The sequence below is a fragment of the Streptomyces sp. NPDC050439 genome (genome assembly GCF_040655335.1).
GTDB lineage: Bacteria > Actinomycetota > Actinomycetes > Streptomycetales > Streptomycetaceae > Streptomyces.
Map to the genome: position 1 here is coordinate 83,159 of NZ_JBFAJT010000007.1, position 16,029 is coordinate 99,187.

14 protein-coding genes and 1 pseudogene are annotated in these 16,029 nt (G+C 70.5%); 8 read left to right on the top strand and 7 right to left on the bottom strand.

Annotated elements, in window-relative coordinates; all coding sequences use genetic code 11:
• Positions 1-136 precede the first annotated feature (136 nt).
• Positions 137-1,018 carry an alpha/beta fold hydrolase gene (locus tag AB0I66_RS28175; protein WP_363210750.1) on the top strand — a complete coding sequence of 294 codons (882 nt, stop codon included), beginning with the start codon at positions 137-139 and terminating at the stop codon, positions 1,016-1,018.
• A gap of 60 nt (positions 1,019-1,078) precedes the next feature.
• On the opposite strand, the gene AB0I66_RS28180 is transcribed toward AB0I66_RS28175, so the two are convergent.
• Positions 1,079-2,089: a lytic polysaccharide monooxygenase gene (locus AB0I66_RS28180; RefSeq protein ID WP_363210751.1), complete on the bottom strand. Its 1,011-nt coding sequence runs from the start codon at positions 2,087-2,089 to the stop codon at positions 1,079-1,081.
• A 251-nt stretch (positions 2,090-2,340) separates the two neighbouring features.
• A complete protein-coding gene (locus AB0I66_RS28185; protein ID WP_363210752.1) occupies positions 2,341-3,027 on the bottom strand; it encodes a response regulator in 687 nt (228 codons plus the stop codon).
• 150 nt (positions 3,028-3,177) lie between these two features.
• Between AB0I66_RS28185 and AB0I66_RS28190 the strand changes: the two genes are divergently transcribed.
• From AB0I66_RS28190 to AB0I66_RS28205, 4 genes are read left to right on the top strand one after another with little or no spacing between them, the layout of a single operon-like run.
• Complete coding sequence (locus AB0I66_RS28190; RefSeq protein ID WP_363211134.1) at positions 3,178-4,161, top strand: tripartite tricarboxylate transporter substrate binding protein; 984 nt, start codon at positions 3,178-3,180, stop codon at positions 4,159-4,161.
• Positions 4,158-4,703 carry a tripartite tricarboxylate transporter TctB family protein gene (locus AB0I66_RS28195; RefSeq protein WP_363210753.1) on the top strand — a complete coding sequence of 182 codons (546 nt, stop codon included), beginning with the start codon at positions 4,158-4,160 and terminating at the stop codon, positions 4,701-4,703. Before AB0I66_RS28190 ends, AB0I66_RS28195 begins: the two co-directional genes overlap by 4 nt.
• 1 nt (position 4,704) lies before the next feature.
• Positions 4,705-6,213 (top strand): tripartite tricarboxylate transporter permease, encoded by a 1,509-nt coding sequence (locus tag AB0I66_RS28200; protein WP_363210754.1) that lies wholly within the window; start codon positions 4,705-4,707, stop codon positions 6,211-6,213.
• Positions 6,210-6,701, top strand: coding sequence for a GNAT family N-acetyltransferase (locus AB0I66_RS28205; RefSeq protein WP_363210755.1), 492 nt, complete (start codon positions 6,210-6,212; stop codon positions 6,699-6,701). Before AB0I66_RS28200 ends, AB0I66_RS28205 begins: the two co-directional genes overlap by 4 nt.
• A 21-nt stretch (positions 6,702-6,722) precedes the next feature.
• Here AB0I66_RS28205 and AB0I66_RS28210 read toward each other — a convergent pair whose 3' ends face one another.
• Positions 6,723-6,863 (bottom strand): hypothetical protein, encoded by a 141-nt coding sequence (locus tag AB0I66_RS28210; protein WP_363210756.1) that lies wholly within the window; start codon positions 6,861-6,863, stop codon positions 6,723-6,725.
• 147 nt (positions 6,864-7,010) lie between these two features.
• On the opposite strand from AB0I66_RS28210, the pseudogene AB0I66_RS28215 reads away from it, so the two are divergent.
• Positions 7,011-7,517: pseudogene (locus tag AB0I66_RS28215) on the top strand (NUDIX domain-containing protein); the annotation flags it as partial.
• A 2-nt stretch (positions 7,518-7,519) separates the two neighbouring features.
• Here the strand turns inward: AB0I66_RS28215 and AB0I66_RS28220 are convergent.
• Both AB0I66_RS28220 and AB0I66_RS28225 read right to left on the bottom strand, forming a co-directional pair.
• A complete protein-coding gene (locus AB0I66_RS28220; RefSeq protein ID WP_363210757.1) occupies positions 7,520-8,038 on the bottom strand; it encodes a DUF402 domain-containing protein in 519 nt (172 codons plus the stop codon).
• Positions 8,019-8,948, bottom strand: a complete 930-nt coding sequence (locus AB0I66_RS28225; protein ID WP_363210758.1) for a GNAT family N-acetyltransferase — start codon at positions 8,946-8,948, stop codon at positions 8,019-8,021. The genes AB0I66_RS28220 and AB0I66_RS28225 overlap by 20 nt, the downstream gene beginning before the upstream one ends.
• Before the next feature lie 72 nt (positions 8,949-9,020).
• On the opposite strand from AB0I66_RS28225, the gene AB0I66_RS28230 reads away from it, so the two are divergent.
• Positions 9,021-9,413, top strand: coding sequence for a GntR family transcriptional regulator (locus tag AB0I66_RS28230; RefSeq protein ID WP_363210759.1), 393 nt, complete (start codon positions 9,021-9,023; stop codon positions 9,411-9,413).
• Between the two features lie 26 nt (positions 9,414-9,439).
• Here AB0I66_RS28230 and AB0I66_RS28235 read toward each other — a convergent pair whose 3' ends face one another.
• Positions 9,440-10,534 carry a DUF5925 domain-containing protein gene (locus AB0I66_RS28235; RefSeq protein WP_363210760.1) on the bottom strand — a complete coding sequence of 365 codons (1,095 nt, stop codon included), beginning with the start codon at positions 10,532-10,534 and terminating at the stop codon, positions 9,440-9,442.
• A gap of 161 nt (positions 10,535-10,695) precedes the next feature.
• Between AB0I66_RS28235 and AB0I66_RS28240 the strand changes: the two genes are divergently transcribed.
• Complete coding sequence (locus AB0I66_RS28240; RefSeq protein WP_363210761.1) at positions 10,696-12,120, top strand: xylan 1,4-beta-xylosidase; 1,425 nt, start codon at positions 10,696-10,698, stop codon at positions 12,118-12,120.
• Positions 12,121-12,147: 27 nt separating this feature from the next.
• Here the strand turns inward: AB0I66_RS28240 and AB0I66_RS28245 are convergent, their stop codons facing one another.
• The gene (locus AB0I66_RS28245) at positions 12,148-15,927 is read right to left on the bottom strand and encodes a lipopolysaccharide biosynthesis protein (protein WP_363211135.1); all 3,780 of its coding nucleotides are present in this window, start codon (positions 15,925-15,927) and stop codon (positions 12,148-12,150) included.
• Positions 15,928-16,029: the final 102 nt, after the last annotated feature.

Below are 16,029 nucleotides of genomic sequence, written 5' to 3' on the forward strand. Positions count from 1 at the left end.
CTGGTGCAAGTTTTGCCGACGCGCAACTTCACACTTTTACTACTCGCCCGTAATTTGTCGTGTGCACGGCATCCTCGTGATCCGGATCACAGGGCTCACTCATCGCAACTCCCTTGAGCCGCAAGGAGATCCCACGATGCTGCCCTGGAGACGAGCGCTCAGAGCGTTCACCGCCGCCCTCCTCATGACGCTTCTCGTGACGGGCCTGCTCACCCTCACCCCCGCCGCCACCACGGCGTCCGCCGCGCCTGCCGCCGCTGCCTCCTCGTCGAGCGGCTGGAACGACTACGGCTGCAAGCCGTCCGCCGCCCACCCCCGCCCCGTGGTCCTCGTCCACGGAACCTTCGGGAACTCCGTCGACAACTGGCTCGTCCTCGCGCCCTACTTGGTGCGGCGCGGCTACTGCGTCTACTCCCTCGACTACGGCCAACTGCCCGGCGTCCCCTTCTTCAACGGGCTCGGACCGATCGACAAGTCCGCCGAGCAGCTCGACGGCTTCGTCGACAAGGTGCTCGCCTCCACGGGCGCCGCCGAGGCGGACCTCGTCGGCCACTCGCAGGGCGGCATGATGCCCCGCCACTACCTGAAGTTCCTCGGTGGCGCGGAGAAGGTGAACGCCCTGATCGGCCTCGCGCCCGACAACCACGGCACCACCCTGCTCGGCCTGACCAGGCTGCTGCCCTACTTCCCCGGCATCGAGGACCTGCTCACCACCAAGACCCCGGCCCTGGCCGACCAGGTGGCCGGATCGCCGTTCCTGACCAAGCTCAACGAAGGCGGCGACACCGTGCCCGGCGTGCGCTACACCGTCATCGCCACCAAGTACGACGAGGTCGTCACCCCGTACCGCACGCAGTTCCTGAACGGCCCCGGCGTACGCAACGTCACCGTTCAGGACCTGTGCCCCGTCGACCTGTCCGAACACGTGGCCATCGGAATCCTCGACCGCGTGGCGCACCACGAGGTCGCCAACGCGCTCGACCCGGCGCACGCGACGCCGAGCACCTGCCTCTCCTGAACAGGCGAAAGCCGCCGCTGACGGGGTCAGCGGCGGCTTTCTGCGTCATGTCCTGCCGGCTCAGCGGCCGTGGCGCGCCGTGCGACGGCGGGCCGTGCCGAACATGGCCGCGGCACCGACGGCGAGGGCGGCGGCGCCGCCGATCGCGATGTACGGGGTGGTGCTGTCGCCGCCGGTCTCGGCGAGGTTCTCGTCCGCGGCGACGGGCTTCGCGTCGCCACCGTTCACCTCAGGCTGGTTGGCGGCGGCGTCGTCACCCGCGCCGGTGTCGCCACCCGCGGCCGGGGCCGCCTCCGTGGCCTCGGCGCCCGTCTCGTGGTCGCTGTCACCGTGGCCGTTGTGCTCGACGGTGGACTTCTCGGCGCCCGCGGCGATGTCCTTCTCGGAGGGCGCGGAGGCGGTCGGGGCCGGAGCTGCGGCCTCGCTGCCGCCGCTGTCCTTGCCGAAGACGACGTCGGAGCAGGTGTAGAAGGCCTCGGGGGAGTCCGAGCGCTGCCAGACCGAGTAGATCAGGTGGCGGCCCGACTTGGCCGGGACCTTGCCGTCGAAGACGTAGTCGCCGTTCTCCATCTTCGGGTCGGCGACGTCGACGAACGGCTTCTCCTCCAGGTCCGACCACTTCAGGGGCTTGGCCGGGTCGTACGAGTCCTTCGTGATGTACAGCTCGAAGGAACCCTTGTGCGGGGCAGTGCCCTTGTAGCGGAAGGTGTGGTTGCCGCCGGACATCTTGCTGGACGGCCAGTCGGCGCGCGGCAGGTCGAGGCCCTTGTACTTGTCGTTGCCCGCGCTGCACAGCTTGCCGTCGGGGATGATCTCCTTCGACTTGCCGGCGGCATTGGCGATGTTCACGCCGTTCCAGTCGTAGAAGGCCTGCGTGCCGCTCGCGGCGACAGCGGCCTTGCAGGCGGCCGACTTCGGAGCCTCGGGGCCCTCCTGGAAGCACGCGGAGACACGGCTCACCGGGTCCGTCATCGAACCGTGCGCGGCGGCCGGGGCGGCCGACAGGGCGGTCAGGGCGAGCGGGGCGATGCCGGCGGCGGCGATCGCGGCGACCTTGCGACGTGCGGTCATGAGTGGTTCTCCTCAGCGGCTCTTCTGGGGGGTGGGGGACACGAGACGGTTGCGAACGGCCGGTGCCGCCCCCCGATCACGTGCGGCGCCGACGGTTCGTAACCGGCCCGGCGCCGAGAAAACTAGCCGCTGAAAACCCCGGATTCGCCTGCTGGGAGGGGGTGATGGCGATCTTTATGGTCGACTTAAGGGACCCCTCAGGCTCCGCTCAGGTCGTGCCCGATTTGGGCGCCCTGCGGAGGCGCGGAGCGCTACCGCACCCACCGATACCGCCGCTCCGGCCGCCCCGTCCCCCCGTACCGCAGCGTCACCTCCGCGCGGCCCGTGTCCGCGAAGAATTCCAGGTAGCGGCGGGCGCTGACGCGGGAGAGTGTGCCCTCCTGGGCGCACTCCGTGGCGGACAGGCCCCCGGGGTGGGCCCGCAGCGTCTGCTCGACCAGGTCCGCCGTGTGGGCCGCGAGGCCCTTGGGGAGCTCGCGGGAGCCGGGCGGGCGGGTGCCGAAGATCTGGTCGACGTCCTCCTGGCGCGCCTCGTCCAGGCCGTCGAGACGCGCCCGCACCGCCGCCACGTGCAGCAACTGCTCCCGTAGCGCCGCCTGGTTGAACGGCTTGATCAGATAGTGCAGCGCCCCGGCCCGCAACGCCGCCCGCACGATCTCCGCGTCCCGCGCGGCCGTGATGAACAGCGCGTCCAGCGGCTGCCGGTCCCGGTCGCGTTCCTCGACGGCCCGCAACTCCCGCAGCACCGCGATGCCGTCCATGTCGGGCAGATAGACGTCGAGCAGCACCAGATCGGGGCGCAGCCGCTCCACCGCCGCCAGCGCCTCCGCGCCGCTGTGCGCCACTCCCACCACCGAGAATCCGTCCACCGCGGACACATAACGGCTGTGCAGTTTGGCGACCATGAAGTCGTCGTCCACGACCAGCACCCTTGTCATCGCCGCAGGCTATGGGCGCGACCACAACGACCACAACGTCCGTTGATTCCGGAAGAGAGACAGCTTCTTAACGCACAGGCAACATGTGGGCCACCTCACACGCTTATCGCGCTCTTATCCACATCAACGTACCGACAGGTGGTGGCACACGTGCGTCTGCGCACACCCCTTGCCCTGCTCGGGGCCGCGCTGCTCGTGCTCGCAGGGCCGCCGCTGCTCTCCACGGGCAGCGACGCCGATACCGGCACACAGATCCCCGGCCTGCGCTTCATGGTCCCCAACACGCCGGGCGGCGGCTACGACATCACCGCCCGCACCGCGGCGAAGAACGCCGAGGACGCCGGACTCACCCACAACATCGAGGTCTTCAACCTGCCCGGCGCCGGCGGCACCGTCGGCCTCAGCCGCCTCGTCGGCGAACACGGCAACGGCAAGCTCGCGATGTCCATGGGCCTCGGAGTCGTCGGCGCGGCCCGCTCCAACGACTCGCCCAAGACCCTCGCCGACACCACCCCGATCGCCCGCCTCACCGAAGAGCCGGACGTCGTCGTCGTCGCCAAGGACTCCCCGTACAAGGACATCAAGCAGCTCGTCGCGGCCTGGAAGAAGAACCCGGGCAAGCTCCCCGTCGGCGGCGGCTCGTCCCCCGGCGGCCCCGACCACCTCGCCCCCATGCTCATGGCGCGCGCCGCCGGGATCGACCCCAAGAAGGTCAACTACGTCCCCTTCGACGGCGGCGGCGAACTCCTCGCCTCGATCCTCGGCAAGAAGGTCGCCTTCGGCGTCTCCGGCGTCGGCGAATACCTGGACCAGATCAAGTCGGGCGAACTGCGCCTCCTCGCCACCACCGGACCCAAGCGGGCCAAGGGCCTGGACGGGCCCACCCTCAAAGAGTCCGGCTACGACGTGAACTTCACCAACTGGCGCGGCATCGTCGCCCCGCCCGGCCTTTCCGACGCCGAACGCAAGAAGCTCACCGGCCTGGTCAGGAAGCTGCACGACTCCCCGGAGTGGCGCAAGTCCCTCAAGACCAACGGCTGGGACGACGCCTTCCTCACCGGCGACAAGTTCGGCGACTTCCTGGCCGCCCAGGACAAGAGCGTGGTGTCCGTGCTGAAGGAGCTGGGACTGTGACGACGACCGAAACCCCCTCGACCCCGCCCGGGGAGAGCGGGAGCGACCGCCGCTCCTGGCTGCGCGAGCACTCCGAACTCGGCGTCTGCGTCATGCTGCTCGCCCTCGGCGCCCTCGTCCTCACCGACGCCCTCACCATGGACGTCGAGATCGCCCAACGCGGCCCGATCGGCCCCAAGACCGTCCCGGTCGCCGTCGGCATCGGCCTCCTCGTCGTCGCCGTCATCCTCGCGATCGACGTCCTGCGCGGGGGCCGCGGCGAAGCCGAGGGCGGGGAGGACATCGACCTGTCCGAACCCGCCGACTGGCGCACCGTCCTGCTCCTCGCCGGCGTCTTCCTCGGCGCCGCCGTCCTCATCGAACCGCTCGGCTTCCCCGTCGCGGGCGCCCTGCTCTTCTGGGGCGCGGCGTACGCGCTGGGCAGCCGCCACCTGGACCGCGACCCACTCATCGCAGCAGGGCTCTCCCTCCTCACGTACGTCGTCTTCAACAACCTGCTCGGGGTGCCGCTGCCCGGCGGCCCCCTGATGGGAGTGCTGTGACATGAACGCCTTCAACTCCCTGATGGACGGCTTCGGCACGGCCCTCACCCCCATGAACCTGCTCTGGGCGGCCATCGGCGTGCTCCTGGGCACCGCGATCGGCGTCCTGCCCGGCATCGGCCCCGCCATGGCGGTGGCACTCCTGCTCCCCGTGACGTACGGCCTTGAGCCCACCGGCGCGTTCATCATGTTCGCCGGCATCTACTACGGAGCGATGTTCGGCGGCTCCACGACCTCCATCCTCCTCAACACCCCGGGTGAGAGCGCGGCGGTGGTCGCCGCCATGGAAGGCAACCCGATGGCCAAGTCCGGCCGGGGCGCACAAGCGCTCGCGGCCGCCGCCATCGGACACTTCGCGGGCGGCATCATCGGCACGATCCTCCTGGTGGCCCTCGCACCGAAGGTCGCGGAGCTCGCGGTCGACATCGGGGCGCCCGACTACTTCGCCATCATGGTCCTCGCGTTCATCGCCGTGACGTCCGTCCTCGGTTCATCGCGCGTACGCGGACTCGCCTCCCTCCTCATCGGCCTCACCCTCGGCCTGGTCGGCCTCGACCAGATGACCGGACAGCAGCGTCTGACCTTCGGCTCGCTCCAACTCGCCGACGGCATCGACGTGGTGATCGTCGCGGTCGGCCTCTTCGCGATCGGCGAGGCACTGTGGGTCGCGGCCCATCTGCGGCGCACCAGCGGCGAGGCGATCCCGGTCGGCCGCCCCTGGCTCGGCAAGTCCGACGTGAAGCGCACCTGGAAGTCCTGGCTGCGCGGCCCGCTCATCGGCTTCCCGTTCGGCGCGATCCCCGCGGGCGGCGCGGAGATCCCCACCTTCCTGTCGTACGTCACCGAGAAGCGCCTGTCCAAGCACAAGGACGAGTGGGGCAAGGGCGCGATCGAGGGCGTCGCGGGCCCCGAGTCCGCGTCATCCGCATCGGCCGCGGGCACCCTGGTCTCCATGCTGACGCTCGGCCTGCCCACGACGGCGGTGGCCGCGGTGATGCTCGCCGCCTTCCAGCAGTACGGCATCCAGCCGGGCCCGCTCCTCTTCGAACGAGAGCCGGACCTGGTCTGGGGCCTGATCGCGTCGCTGTTCGTGGGCATGGTCCTGCTCCTGGCCCTGAACCTCCCCCTGGCCCCGGTCTGGGCGAAGCTGCTCCGCATCCCGAGGCCCTACCTCTACGCGGGCATCCTCTTCTTCGCCGCGGTCGGCGCGTACGCGGTCGGCGGCGAGGCCCTCGACCTGGTGATCCTGCTGATCATCGGCCTGATCGGCTTCGGCATGCGGCGCTACGGACTGCCGGTCCTGCCCGCGGTCATCGGCGTCATCCTCGGCCCGAACGCCGAGCAGCAACTGCGCCGCGCCCTGCAGATCAGCGACGGCAGCGTGAGCGGCCTGGTCGACACGCCCTTCTCGATCACGGTCTACGCGATCATCGCCCTGATCATCCTCTGGCCCCTCCTGAAGAAACTGCTGGTGCGGGGCAGGAGCACTGACGTAGACGTAAAGGCATGACCCAGAAGACCCCGCAAAACCCGGAGAACCCGCTGATCCCGGAGAACCTCACCACCGTCCGCCTCGCCGCCGCTGCCGATGTTCCCGCCGTGTGGGCGGTGACGGACGCGGCGTACCACCCGTACATCGAGCGCATCGGTGTCGTGCCCGTCCCCATGGAGGCGGATCATGCGGCGGAGGTGGCGGCGGGGCGGGTCTTCGTCACCGGTGATCCGGTGGTGGGTGTCCTGGTCCTCGTCCCGCATGAGGACCACCTGTTCCTGGACAGCATCGCGGTCCACCCCGAGGCGGCAGGCCAAGGGGTGGGCCGCCGTCTGCTCGCCTTCGTCGACGAGCGGGCGCGGTCGCTGGGGCTGGCGGAGGTCCGGCTCTACACAAACGCGATGATGTGGGAGAACCAAAGGATCTACCCTCGGTACGGCTACGAGATGGTGGAGCGCAGGGTGGACGGGCCGTACGACCGCTACCACTACCGGAAGAGGCTCTAGCTCGCTTCCCGCCCCGGGATCTCACCCGTCCGGCCACCAGGTCCGCTGGATGTCCTTGCGGACCTCGGTGCGCTCGCGAGGGCTTTCCCGCTCCTCGGACTTCTCCCGGATCTGCCGATTGGTGGGCTTCCCGACGGTCTTGTGCACGGTCACACGGCGCATGGCTGCCTCCCTGTACTACCGATGTCCAAGGTGGGACGTCTGTAGACCTCTGCCGGGAGGGTTTCTCATCGAAACCGGATTGTCAGTGGTGAGTGTCACCATCGCCGGATGACGATCGACCGGGACGAGGTCCCGCCCGTAGCCCGCCGCCACAAGGAGGTGGTGGACGTCCACCTGATCCTCCGCCGCGGCGACGAGGTGCTCCTCGCCCGCCGCGCGAACACCGGCTACGGGGACGGTTTGCTCAACCTCCCGTCCGGCCACGTCGAGCCCGGCGAGGACGTCCGCACGGCGGTCATCCGCGAGGCCCGGGAGGAGATCGGCCTGGCCCTCGCCCCCGACGAGGTCAGCGCCGAACTGGTTCTGCAGCACCGGGGCCCGGGCGAGGAGGCCCGCATCGGCTGGTTCTTCGAGGCGCCCTACGGCGCGGGCGGCGAGCCCTTCAACGCGGAGCCCGACAAGTGCGCCGAACTGACCTGGCACGCCATCACCACGCTGCCGGACGACATGGTGGCGTACTGCAGGGCGGCACTGAAGGCGTGGCACACGGGGGAGCGCTTCGCCCTGCACTGGCAGGAGGAGGGGGACACGGTGCGGTTCGAGAGGGGCGGGGGTGAGCGGTTGGTGGCTCTTGCCCCGCCGTCCCGGGGTTGAGGTCAGTTCGGGGCAGCCCCGGGGAGGGGTGGGGAGAGCGGGGCTCCGGTGCGGGCCAGGTGTTCCAGTTCGTCCAGGGCGGACATAGCCGCTGAGGCTGCTTTGGGGTCGGTTGTGGTGAGGTTGCTTTCGGTGAACTCGTCCTCGTCCAGGCGGAGGATTGTTCGGCCGTCTGCCGAGCACCACAGGTCCAGGTCCAGGTCTTCCACCGTGAGCGTGGCGCCGTCTCGTGTCGCGGGGCGGGTCACGTCGCAGTACCAGCCCTTCAGGACGCCCGTGGACGTGCGGACCTCCTTCACGGCGTACCAGCGGTCACGCCAGTAGTGCTCCGTGAAGACGTCGCCCGGCTCGAAGCGTACGAAGCCGAAGTCCCGTACGCCGGCGCCTGCCCACGGTGCGCGGACCGTCACCACCGTGCCGTCGTCCGCGATCACCTCCGCCGGGTAGCGGATCTTCGTGCGGCCCGCCTTCATCAGGACCACCTCCACCGTGTCAGCTGTGTCAGCCGAGGTCTCGGACATGGCGTACCTCCGTTGCGCAGATCTCGTAGCCGAACCAACTGTTGATCGCCAGCATCGGCTCGTTGCCGGCGTCGTTTCCCGTGAACGCCTCCGTGTATCCGGCGGCCCGTGCCCGGTGCAGGGAGTCGTTCTTGGCGAGCTTGGCCAGACCGCGTCCGCGGAACGCGCGTCCCGTGCCCGTCATGCCGCTCGCGTAGCGCGACGCGTCGTCCGTGCGGGCCAGCGTGAAGGCGGCGGGGCGGCCGTCCACCAGGGCCACCGTGGTCAGTTCGCGGTTCACCAGGGGGTGGTTCCAGGTCTCGGCGAGCCAGTGCCCGTAGTCCGTGAACTCCGCGGCCACATCGCTCGGTTCGTCCGCCACGGTCTCCGCGTCGAGGTCGAAGAGGGCGCGCGGGTCGTCCCCGAACGACGCCCCCGTACGCAACTGGACCCCGTCCGGCAGCTCTTGGCGCGGCGGCAACGGGCCACCGGCAAGGTCGAGGCGCAGGAAGTGGGCCGAGCGGCTCGCGCGGTAGCCGCGTGCGGCGGCGAAGGCGAGGTTCGCGGGTTCGTCGAGCACCCAGGAGTAGACCGTGGTGGCTCCCGCGTCCGCGAGGTACTCCTCCGCCGTCCGCAGGATCAGCGAGCCCGCGCCGAGCCCGCGCCGCTCGGGGAGCACGTAGACGTTGGAGAAGCCCTGGCCCGGCTCGGGGCTGTCGTGAGCGATGCCCACCTGCGCCGTGCCGATGATCTCCCCGTCGGTCTCGGCGACCAACTGGCGGTAACGGGAGTCGGGATGGGCGTGCGCCAGGTCGAACCGGACGGAGTCGGCGGTGGCGAGCATGGCGGGCACGCAGGCGCGGCGTACGACGGCGAACGCCTCGGCGTCCGGCGTGTCACCGGGGCGCAGGGCGCGGACTAGGACGGTCATGGGGCCGCACGCTACGCGCGGGGCGCGTCGGGGTGCCTCTCATTTTCTCCGGGGGTGCGGGACAATCGCCGCGTGACCTTGAAGATCGAGATCGACGGTGGCGGCGCCGGTGCGGGTGGCGTGCCCTCCTACGAACAGGTGCGGGCCCAGATCGCCGAGCAGGCGCGGGGCGGGGCTCTCCCGGTGGGGTACAAGCTGCCGACCGTGCGGGGGCTCGCCCTGGACCTCGGGCTCGCCGCCAATACGGTGGCCAAGGCGTATCGGGCGCTTGAGGCGGACGGGGTGATCGAGACGCGTGGGCGTCACGGGACGTTCGTCGCGGCCGCGGGGGACGCGGCCGCGCGGGAGGCGTCCGCCGCCGCCCAGGCTTTCGCCGAGCGGACGCACAGGCTGGGCCTCTCCGAGGAGGCCGCGCTTGCCGCCGCGCGGGAGGCCTTGCGTGCCGCCTACGGGGACTCGGGGTGAACCTCTGCCCACCACAGCAACGGCCGTCAGAGGTAGAGCCCCGCATCCGCCCCCTCCCGAGGGTCCGGCACCGACGTAGGTGATGTGCCGCGACGCAAGGCGTACAGCTCCGCCAGCGTCGCGCCCTCGCGGGCGATCCCCTCGTCCGTGCCGAGCCAGTCGACCGACTCGGCGCGGGTCAGGCCGCCGACCTCGATCCGGGCGAGGCACCGGCCGGGGCGGACCACCGCGGGGTGGAGCCGCTCCAGGTCCTCGTTGGTGGTGACGCCGACCAGGACGTTGCGGCCCTGCCCGAGCAGCCCGTCCGTCAGGTTCAGCAGCCGCGACAACGCCTGCCCGGCCGTGTGCTTCGCCTCCCCGCGGATCAGCTCGTCGCAGTCCTCCAGGAGCAGCAGCCGCCAGCGGCCCTTGGACGTGCCGTCGTCCTCACCGATGGCGATGTCCATCAGATAGCCGACGTCGTTGAACAGCCGCTCCGGGTCCAGGACGCAGTCCACCTGGCACCAGTCACGCCAGGACCGCGCGAGGGTCCGCAGCGCCGACGTCTTGCCCGTGCCCGGCGGGCCGTGCAGGAGCAGGAGGCGCCCCGAGATGTCCTCGGGCACCGTCTTCATCAGGGAGTCCATGGCCTCGGCGACCGGCGCGGTGTAGTTCTCCCGCACCTCATCCCACGTGCCGGCGGCGATCTGCCGCGTGGTGCGGTGCGGACCGCGCCGGGGGGAGACGTACCAGAACCCCATGGTCACGTTGTCCGGCTGCGGCTCCGGCTCGTCCTGCGCGCCGTCCGTCGCCTGCTTCAGGATCTTCTGCGCGAGGTCGGCGCTCGTCGCCGTCACCGTGACGTCCGCGCCGCGGTTCCAGCGCGAGATCAGGAGCGTCCAGCCGTCGCCCTCGGCCAGCGTCGCGCTGCGGTCGTCGTCGCGGGCGGCGCGCAGCACCGTCGCGCCCGGCGGGAGCAGCGTGCTGCCGGACTTGACGCGGTCGATGTTGGAGCTGTGCGAGAAGGGCTGCTCGCCGGTGGCGAAGCGGCCGAGGAAAAGGGCGTCCACGACATCCGACGGGGAGTCGCTGTCGTCTACGTTGAGCCGGATCGGCAGGGTGTCCTGAGGGTTCGCAGACATGCCGCCATGATCCGGCACACAAGTGCCCGCGTGCATCCCGGTTTACGCACTCCGCCGTACTCCCGCTGTACTCCGCCGCGCTCCGTCGTGCCACGATCAGTCGCGAACCCGTGGTGCGGAACCTGTCCTACCACCAACTGCCGCCGTTACTGTTGTCCTTGATGGGACGTCATGGGTGGAATTCGGGGGCACAGCGGTGGCGGCTCACCGCGCTGCTCGGCGTTGCTCTGGTCGCACTGGCCCTGGTCCTGACCGTCATCACCACGCTTCCCGACGACGGCAAGGGCACCGAGGGCACCACACGCGACGGCGACAAGGTGCACGGCACCCCCGCCGTCCCGCCCGGTGACGCGGAGCCGGCCGTCGGCTGGGGCTTCACCCACACCCAGTACAGCGCGGACGAGGGCGGCGCCGCGGCCACGGAGCGGGCCGAGGAACTGCTCGCGGGGCAGCCGCGCCCCCTGCCGCAGATCCAGCACATCATGGGCTGGGGCGCGAGCAACCCCGAGCCGGTCAAGGGGCGTTACGACTTCGAGGAGATGGACCGGCGGATGGACTTCATCCGCGCCACCGACAGCACGCCGGTCGTCACCCTGTGCTGCGCCCCGGACTGGATGAAGGGCGGCAAGCCCGGCGCGGACAACACCGACTGGAGCCAGCAGGCCCTGGAGACCGCCCCGGAGCGCGCCCACTACAAGGACTTCGCCAAGCTCGCGGCGACCGTGGCCAAACGCTATCCGGACGTCAGGCACTTCATCGTCTGGAACGAATTCAAGGGCTTCTGGAACAACGAGGAGGCCCGCTGGGACTACGAGGGCTACACCGAGCTCTACAACCTGGTCTACAAGGAGCTCAAGGCGGTCAACGAAGACATCATGGTCGGCGGCCCCTACCTAGTCATGGACAGCGTCGACCCGCGCCAGACCGAGGGCGCGTCGAAGACGGTCAAGGGCCCCTGGGGCCGCATGGACCAGCGGGTGCTCGACGCCTTCGACCACTGGAACAAGAACAAGACGGGCGCGGACTTCGTCGTCGTGGACGGCTCCAGCTACACCGTGGACGACGAGATGCTCCCCGACGAGTTCCAGGCCACCGACAAACTCACGGCGGTCGGCGAGTGGGTCCGCAAGCGAACCGGAGACCTGCCCCTGTGGTGGGCCGAGTACTACGTGGAACCGGGCGACAGCGAGGACAACCGCGACGACTGGTCCGAGCCGCACCGCGTCGCCGTCCAGGCCTCGGGCCTGATGGCGATGGCCCGCGGCGGCGCGAGCAGCGGTTTCTACTGGAACCCGCAGAAGAGGGGCGAGCGCTGCGCGGGCTGCCTGTGGCGCTCCACCGAACTCGACGACGGCGGAACGGAGTTGCCGATGCTGAAGATGCTCGCCCGGTTCAGCGACGCGTTCCCGCCCGGCACGCGGTACGAGAAGGTCTCCGTCGCCGCCGACGACGTACCGAACGTGCGGGTGCTCGCCGACAAGCAGACCGTGCTCGTCGTGAACACCCTGGACCGCCCGATCGACGCGAAGGTCGACGGCAAGCGGTTCGCGATGAAGGGGTACGAGGTGAAGTGGCTGGAGCGGTGATCCGCTCCAGCCCTCTCCGACCCCGTATCAGGCCATCGTCAGGAACCGCTGGACCAGTGAGGCGAGCAGCACCGCGAGCAGCGGCAGCGAGAACCAGAAGCTGCTCTGCAGCCAGCGCAGTTGCCGCACGCTCGGCTCCACCGCCACCCGCACGACCTCCCGGGTGAGGAGCAGCAGGATCACGGCGATCGCCGCGAGGGCCCCGATCACCGACCACGGCGTCCACGTCACCTGGGGGCCGATCGGGCCCGGTTCGGCCTTCTCGACCTTGCCGTCCGGCTGTTTGCGCAGCGCGTAGAGGGTCGCGTCGTCGTTCGTGAAGACCTTCTTCAGCTCCTGGCGGTTGTCGAGGTTGTGGATCAGCCGGGTGTCCCAGGTGCCGGAGTAGCCCACGTCCATCTGGAGATAGACCGTCTGGCTCTTGTTGATCATCAGATATGAGTGGGGGCCCGCGTCCTTGAGGGCCTTCACCAGGCCGGACACCAGGACCGGGTCGGCCGGGGCAAGGGTCGGCACGTACTGGACCTTCTCCATGTCCCGTGCGCCCCACGGCATCGCGGGCGTCACGTTGTTGAGCGTGTCGTCGCTCATCCACAGCAGCCGCACCGTCGGGTCGTCGTGCTCGTACACGTACTCCATCGCGGCGACCTCGCCGGCCCGGGTCCGCTCGAAGGGTTCGTTGCCCCAGCGCGCGACCAGGAAGCCGCCCATCAGGACGAGGCCCGCAAGGAGCGCGGCCAGGGGCGCCAGGCTCACCCGGTCGCTGTCCCGCTCCTTCGCGGTGATGCCCGCGCGCGGGAAGAACGCGAGACCGGCCAGGAGCGCGGCGCCGGGCAGCGCGAACATGAAGACCCGCAGGGCCATCTCGCCGCCGTACGACTGCATGCCGAAGCCCAGGAACGGGACGAAGGTCAGGACGAGCAGCGAGCGTTCCGTGTACTTGTGGTCGCGCCGCCGCCACCAGCCCCAGCAGGCGAACGCCATGACACCGCCGGCCAGCGCCACGCGGGCGTACAGCACGAGCTGATGGGTCGAACTGCCGCCCTCGATCCGGCCGGACACCGACGACGACACATTGCCGCCGACGCCGCCGATCCCGCCGAACAGCTCGTCGAAGTGCCCCGACCAGTACGGCTCCGCGAGGAAGCCCACCCAGACGGCGACGAGGACCGCGAAGAGGATCGGCAGGCCGCGCAGCTCCGAGCGGCCCACCAGGACGAGCGCGGCAAGGACGCCGAGCATCACGAACGGCGTGAGCTGGTGCGCCGGGACCGTCGCCGCGAACAGGGCGATCAGGACCACGATCAGCACGGCGCGCTGGCGCCGGTCGGCGGGTTCGACCTCCAGCTCACCCGGGCGCCGCTTGGCCCACAGCACGTGCGGCGCGCGGAACCACACGAGGAGCACCGCGACGAACACCAGATAGAGCAGATACGTGAAGCCCTGCGGGGAGAAGTAGTCCTGGCCGACCCAGCCGCTCAGCGCGAAGATCCACAGGCCGGCCCACTTGGCGCGCCAGGACGCCCGCATGGAGCGCACGAGCAGGAACATCGGCGCCAGATAGAGCAGCTGCATGGCCAGCGGCCACCAGCGGATCACCTCGGTCATGTCCGAGACCCCGCACGCCTTGGCCACGAACGTGGCCGCGGCGAAGAACCCGGGCCAGCTCCAGCGCGCGTCCAGGTCCGGCACCGCGGAGCCGGTCCTGTCGATGTACTCCATGAAGCCCAGGTGCTGCCAGGCCGTCGCGAACCGTGGCTCGTCCTCCAGGACGGCGGGCAGCGCGTGCAGGCACACCACCGTGGCGAGCAGGGTCGCCAAAAGCAGCGCCTGGTGCGGCCGTTCCGCCCAGAGCAGCGAGGCGAAGGCGACGACGAGCAGCGCGGCCCCGAGCAGGGTCGCCGTGGGCAGCACCGAGATGAGCCCGAGGCCGCCCATCGTGTCCAGGTCGGCCTCGGTGATGTCCAGGGCGGGCAGCCAGTAGAGGGCGAGCGCGACGGCGAGGAACAGCGCCATGAAGACGGTACGGCTGCGGGGCAGCGGTGCGTCGGGCGCGCCGACGGGCTCGGGCAGTGCCTCGCTCGTGCGTACGGCCGTGGCCGGCTCCTCGGCGGGCGGGGTGACGGCGGAGGACACCGAGGAGGTCAACGGCGACGGCCGCGCCACCGAGGCATCGGCACCGGCACTGGTACCGGCATCAACCCCTGTCTTGGCCTTGGCCTCGTCCTCGGGTCCAAGTGACTTCAGCGGTGATCTCAGTGCCCAGGTCGGCCGGTGCTCCATGTCGTCCCCCTCGTCCCCCGTGCCCGCGGGTTTCCCGCCCCCGGGCCTTCCCCCCGCGGCGGCCCTCGTTACAGCGGGCGTCCCGGCGGCGGGGGTCCCCGGCCCCGGCCGCATGTCGGGCCGGCGCTCCGGATGCTCGAAGTCGGGCTGCACGGCCAGTTGCAGCGTGTCCGAGTCGAGTGACTCGCGCAGTGCCCAGGCGGGCCCGCGCCGCTCCTTCTTCCGGTCCGTCTCCTCGGCGGCGGGCACCGGCGCGTCCTCGGGCGCGCCCAGGTCCGCGAGATCGCCGTCCGGCGCCCCTCCGTCGTCCGGCGAGGACGCCCCGGTCCCTCGCGCCACCCGGTACAGCTTCGGCGCCGCGATCGCCACGATCACCGTGAGGCTGCAGATCTCCGCGACACCCGCCCCCGTCAGACCCATCCGCGGCAGCAGGAGCAGCGTCAGGCCGAGCACCAGGAAGCACAACAGGCCCTGCATCCAGGCGATCCCCGACGTACGGCTCTGCGCGCGCTGCACCGCGAAGTACGTCTCCATGATGACCCGCAGCGCCGCGCCCACCGCGAACCAGCGCAGCAGTGGCGTCGCCGCGTCCGCGTACTCCTGGCCGAAGACCCGCAGGACGTAGGGCGCGCCGATGAAGAGCAGACCGCAGACCGGCAGCATGATGCGGGCCATGCGGCGCAGCGCGGCACGGGTGTTCGCGGCGAGCCGCGCCGGGTCGTGCGCGCCCTCGACGGTCAGCGAGGCGCCCATGTTGATGGCGAGCAGGTTGACCGTGCCGCCGATCGTGGTGGTGATGTAGAAGTACGCGTTGTCGACCGAGCTGACCTGCGAGGCGACGATGACCGGCACGAGATAGACCACGGCGAGCGAGAAGAGCGAGCCGGTGTAGTCGCCGGCCAGGAAGCGGCCCATCTCGCGCAGCGTGGGCGGCTTGGTCTTGTCCTGCGTCGCCTTGACGTGCCGTGGCACGAGCCGGCGGAACACCAGCCAGCCGAGCGGGACGACCGACATGGCGATCGCGGCGACCCATGACACGAAGACACCGGCCGTCGGGATCGCCGCGGCCATCGCGATGAGCAGCCCCAGCTTGACGACCGAGAAGATGGTGTTGCCGACCGGCACCCACAGCGCGCTGCGCAGCCCCGTGAGCACGCCGTCCTGGAGGGTGAGCAGCGACCAGGCGATGACCGCGGCGATGAAGCCGAGGCCGTTCAGCGGGCCGTGCAGGAATTTGTACGAAGGGCCCCACAGGTCGAGCGTGAACAGGAAGATCAGCGCGGCGAACGCGACGACCACCGAACTGCCCGCGTACGTACGGAAGATCAGTCTTCCGGTGGCGCGCCCCGCGATGGGGATGAAGCGGGCGAGTGCCCCCGTCAGGGTGAGGGCGGTGAGTCCCGCGAGGAGTTTCATGGCGGCGATCGCCGCCGAGCCCTGGCCGACCGCCGACTCGGAGTAGTACCGGGCGGCGGCCAGCCAGAAGCCGACGCCGAGCACGCCGGAGATGCCGGTGTTCAGCATCAGCGCGTAGGCGTTGCGGAACAGCGGACTTCCGCCGCCGGAGCCACCGGTGCCGCCGGAGCCGCCCGAGCCGCCACCGAGCAGGCGCAGTCTGCGCGGCCT

Coding starts and splice junctions, on each gene's coding strand:
- AB0I66_RS28200 (WP_363210754.1), top strand. CDS start 4,705: ATGAACGCCTTCAACTCCCTGATGGACGGCTTCGGCACGGCCCTCACC.
- AB0I66_RS28235 (WP_363210760.1), bottom strand. CDS start 10,534: ATGTCTGCGAACCCTCAGGACACCCTGCCGATCCGGCTCAACGTAGAC.
- AB0I66_RS28205 (WP_363210755.1), top strand. CDS start 6,210: ATGACCCAGAAGACCCCGCAAAACCCGGAGAACCCGCTGATCCCGGAG.
- AB0I66_RS28225 (WP_363210758.1), bottom strand. CDS start 8,948: ATGACCGTCCTAGTCCGCGCCCTGCGCCCCGGTGACACGCCGGACGCC.
- AB0I66_RS28185 (WP_363210752.1), bottom strand. CDS start 3,027: ATGACAAGGGTGCTGGTCGTGGACGACGACTTCATGGTCGCCAAACTG.
- AB0I66_RS28180 (WP_363210751.1), bottom strand. CDS start 2,089: ATGACCGCACGTCGCAAGGTCGCCGCGATCGCCGCCGCCGGCATCGCC.
- AB0I66_RS28220 (WP_363210757.1), bottom strand. CDS start 8,038: ATGTCCGAGACCTCGGCTGACACAGCTGACACGGTGGAGGTGGTCCTG.
- AB0I66_RS28210 (WP_363210756.1), bottom strand. CDS start 6,863: ATGCGCCGTGTGACCGTGCACAAGACCGTCGGGAAGCCCACCAATCGG.
- AB0I66_RS28245 (WP_363211135.1), bottom strand. CDS start 15,927: ATGCTGAACACCGGCATCTCCGGCGTGCTCGGCGTCGGCTTCTGGCTG.
- AB0I66_RS28240 (WP_363210761.1), top strand. CDS start 10,696: ATGGGACGTCATGGGTGGAATTCGGGGGCACAGCGGTGGCGGCTCACC.
- AB0I66_RS28175 (WP_363210750.1), top strand. CDS start 137: ATGCTGCCCTGGAGACGAGCGCTCAGAGCGTTCACCGCCGCCCTCCTC.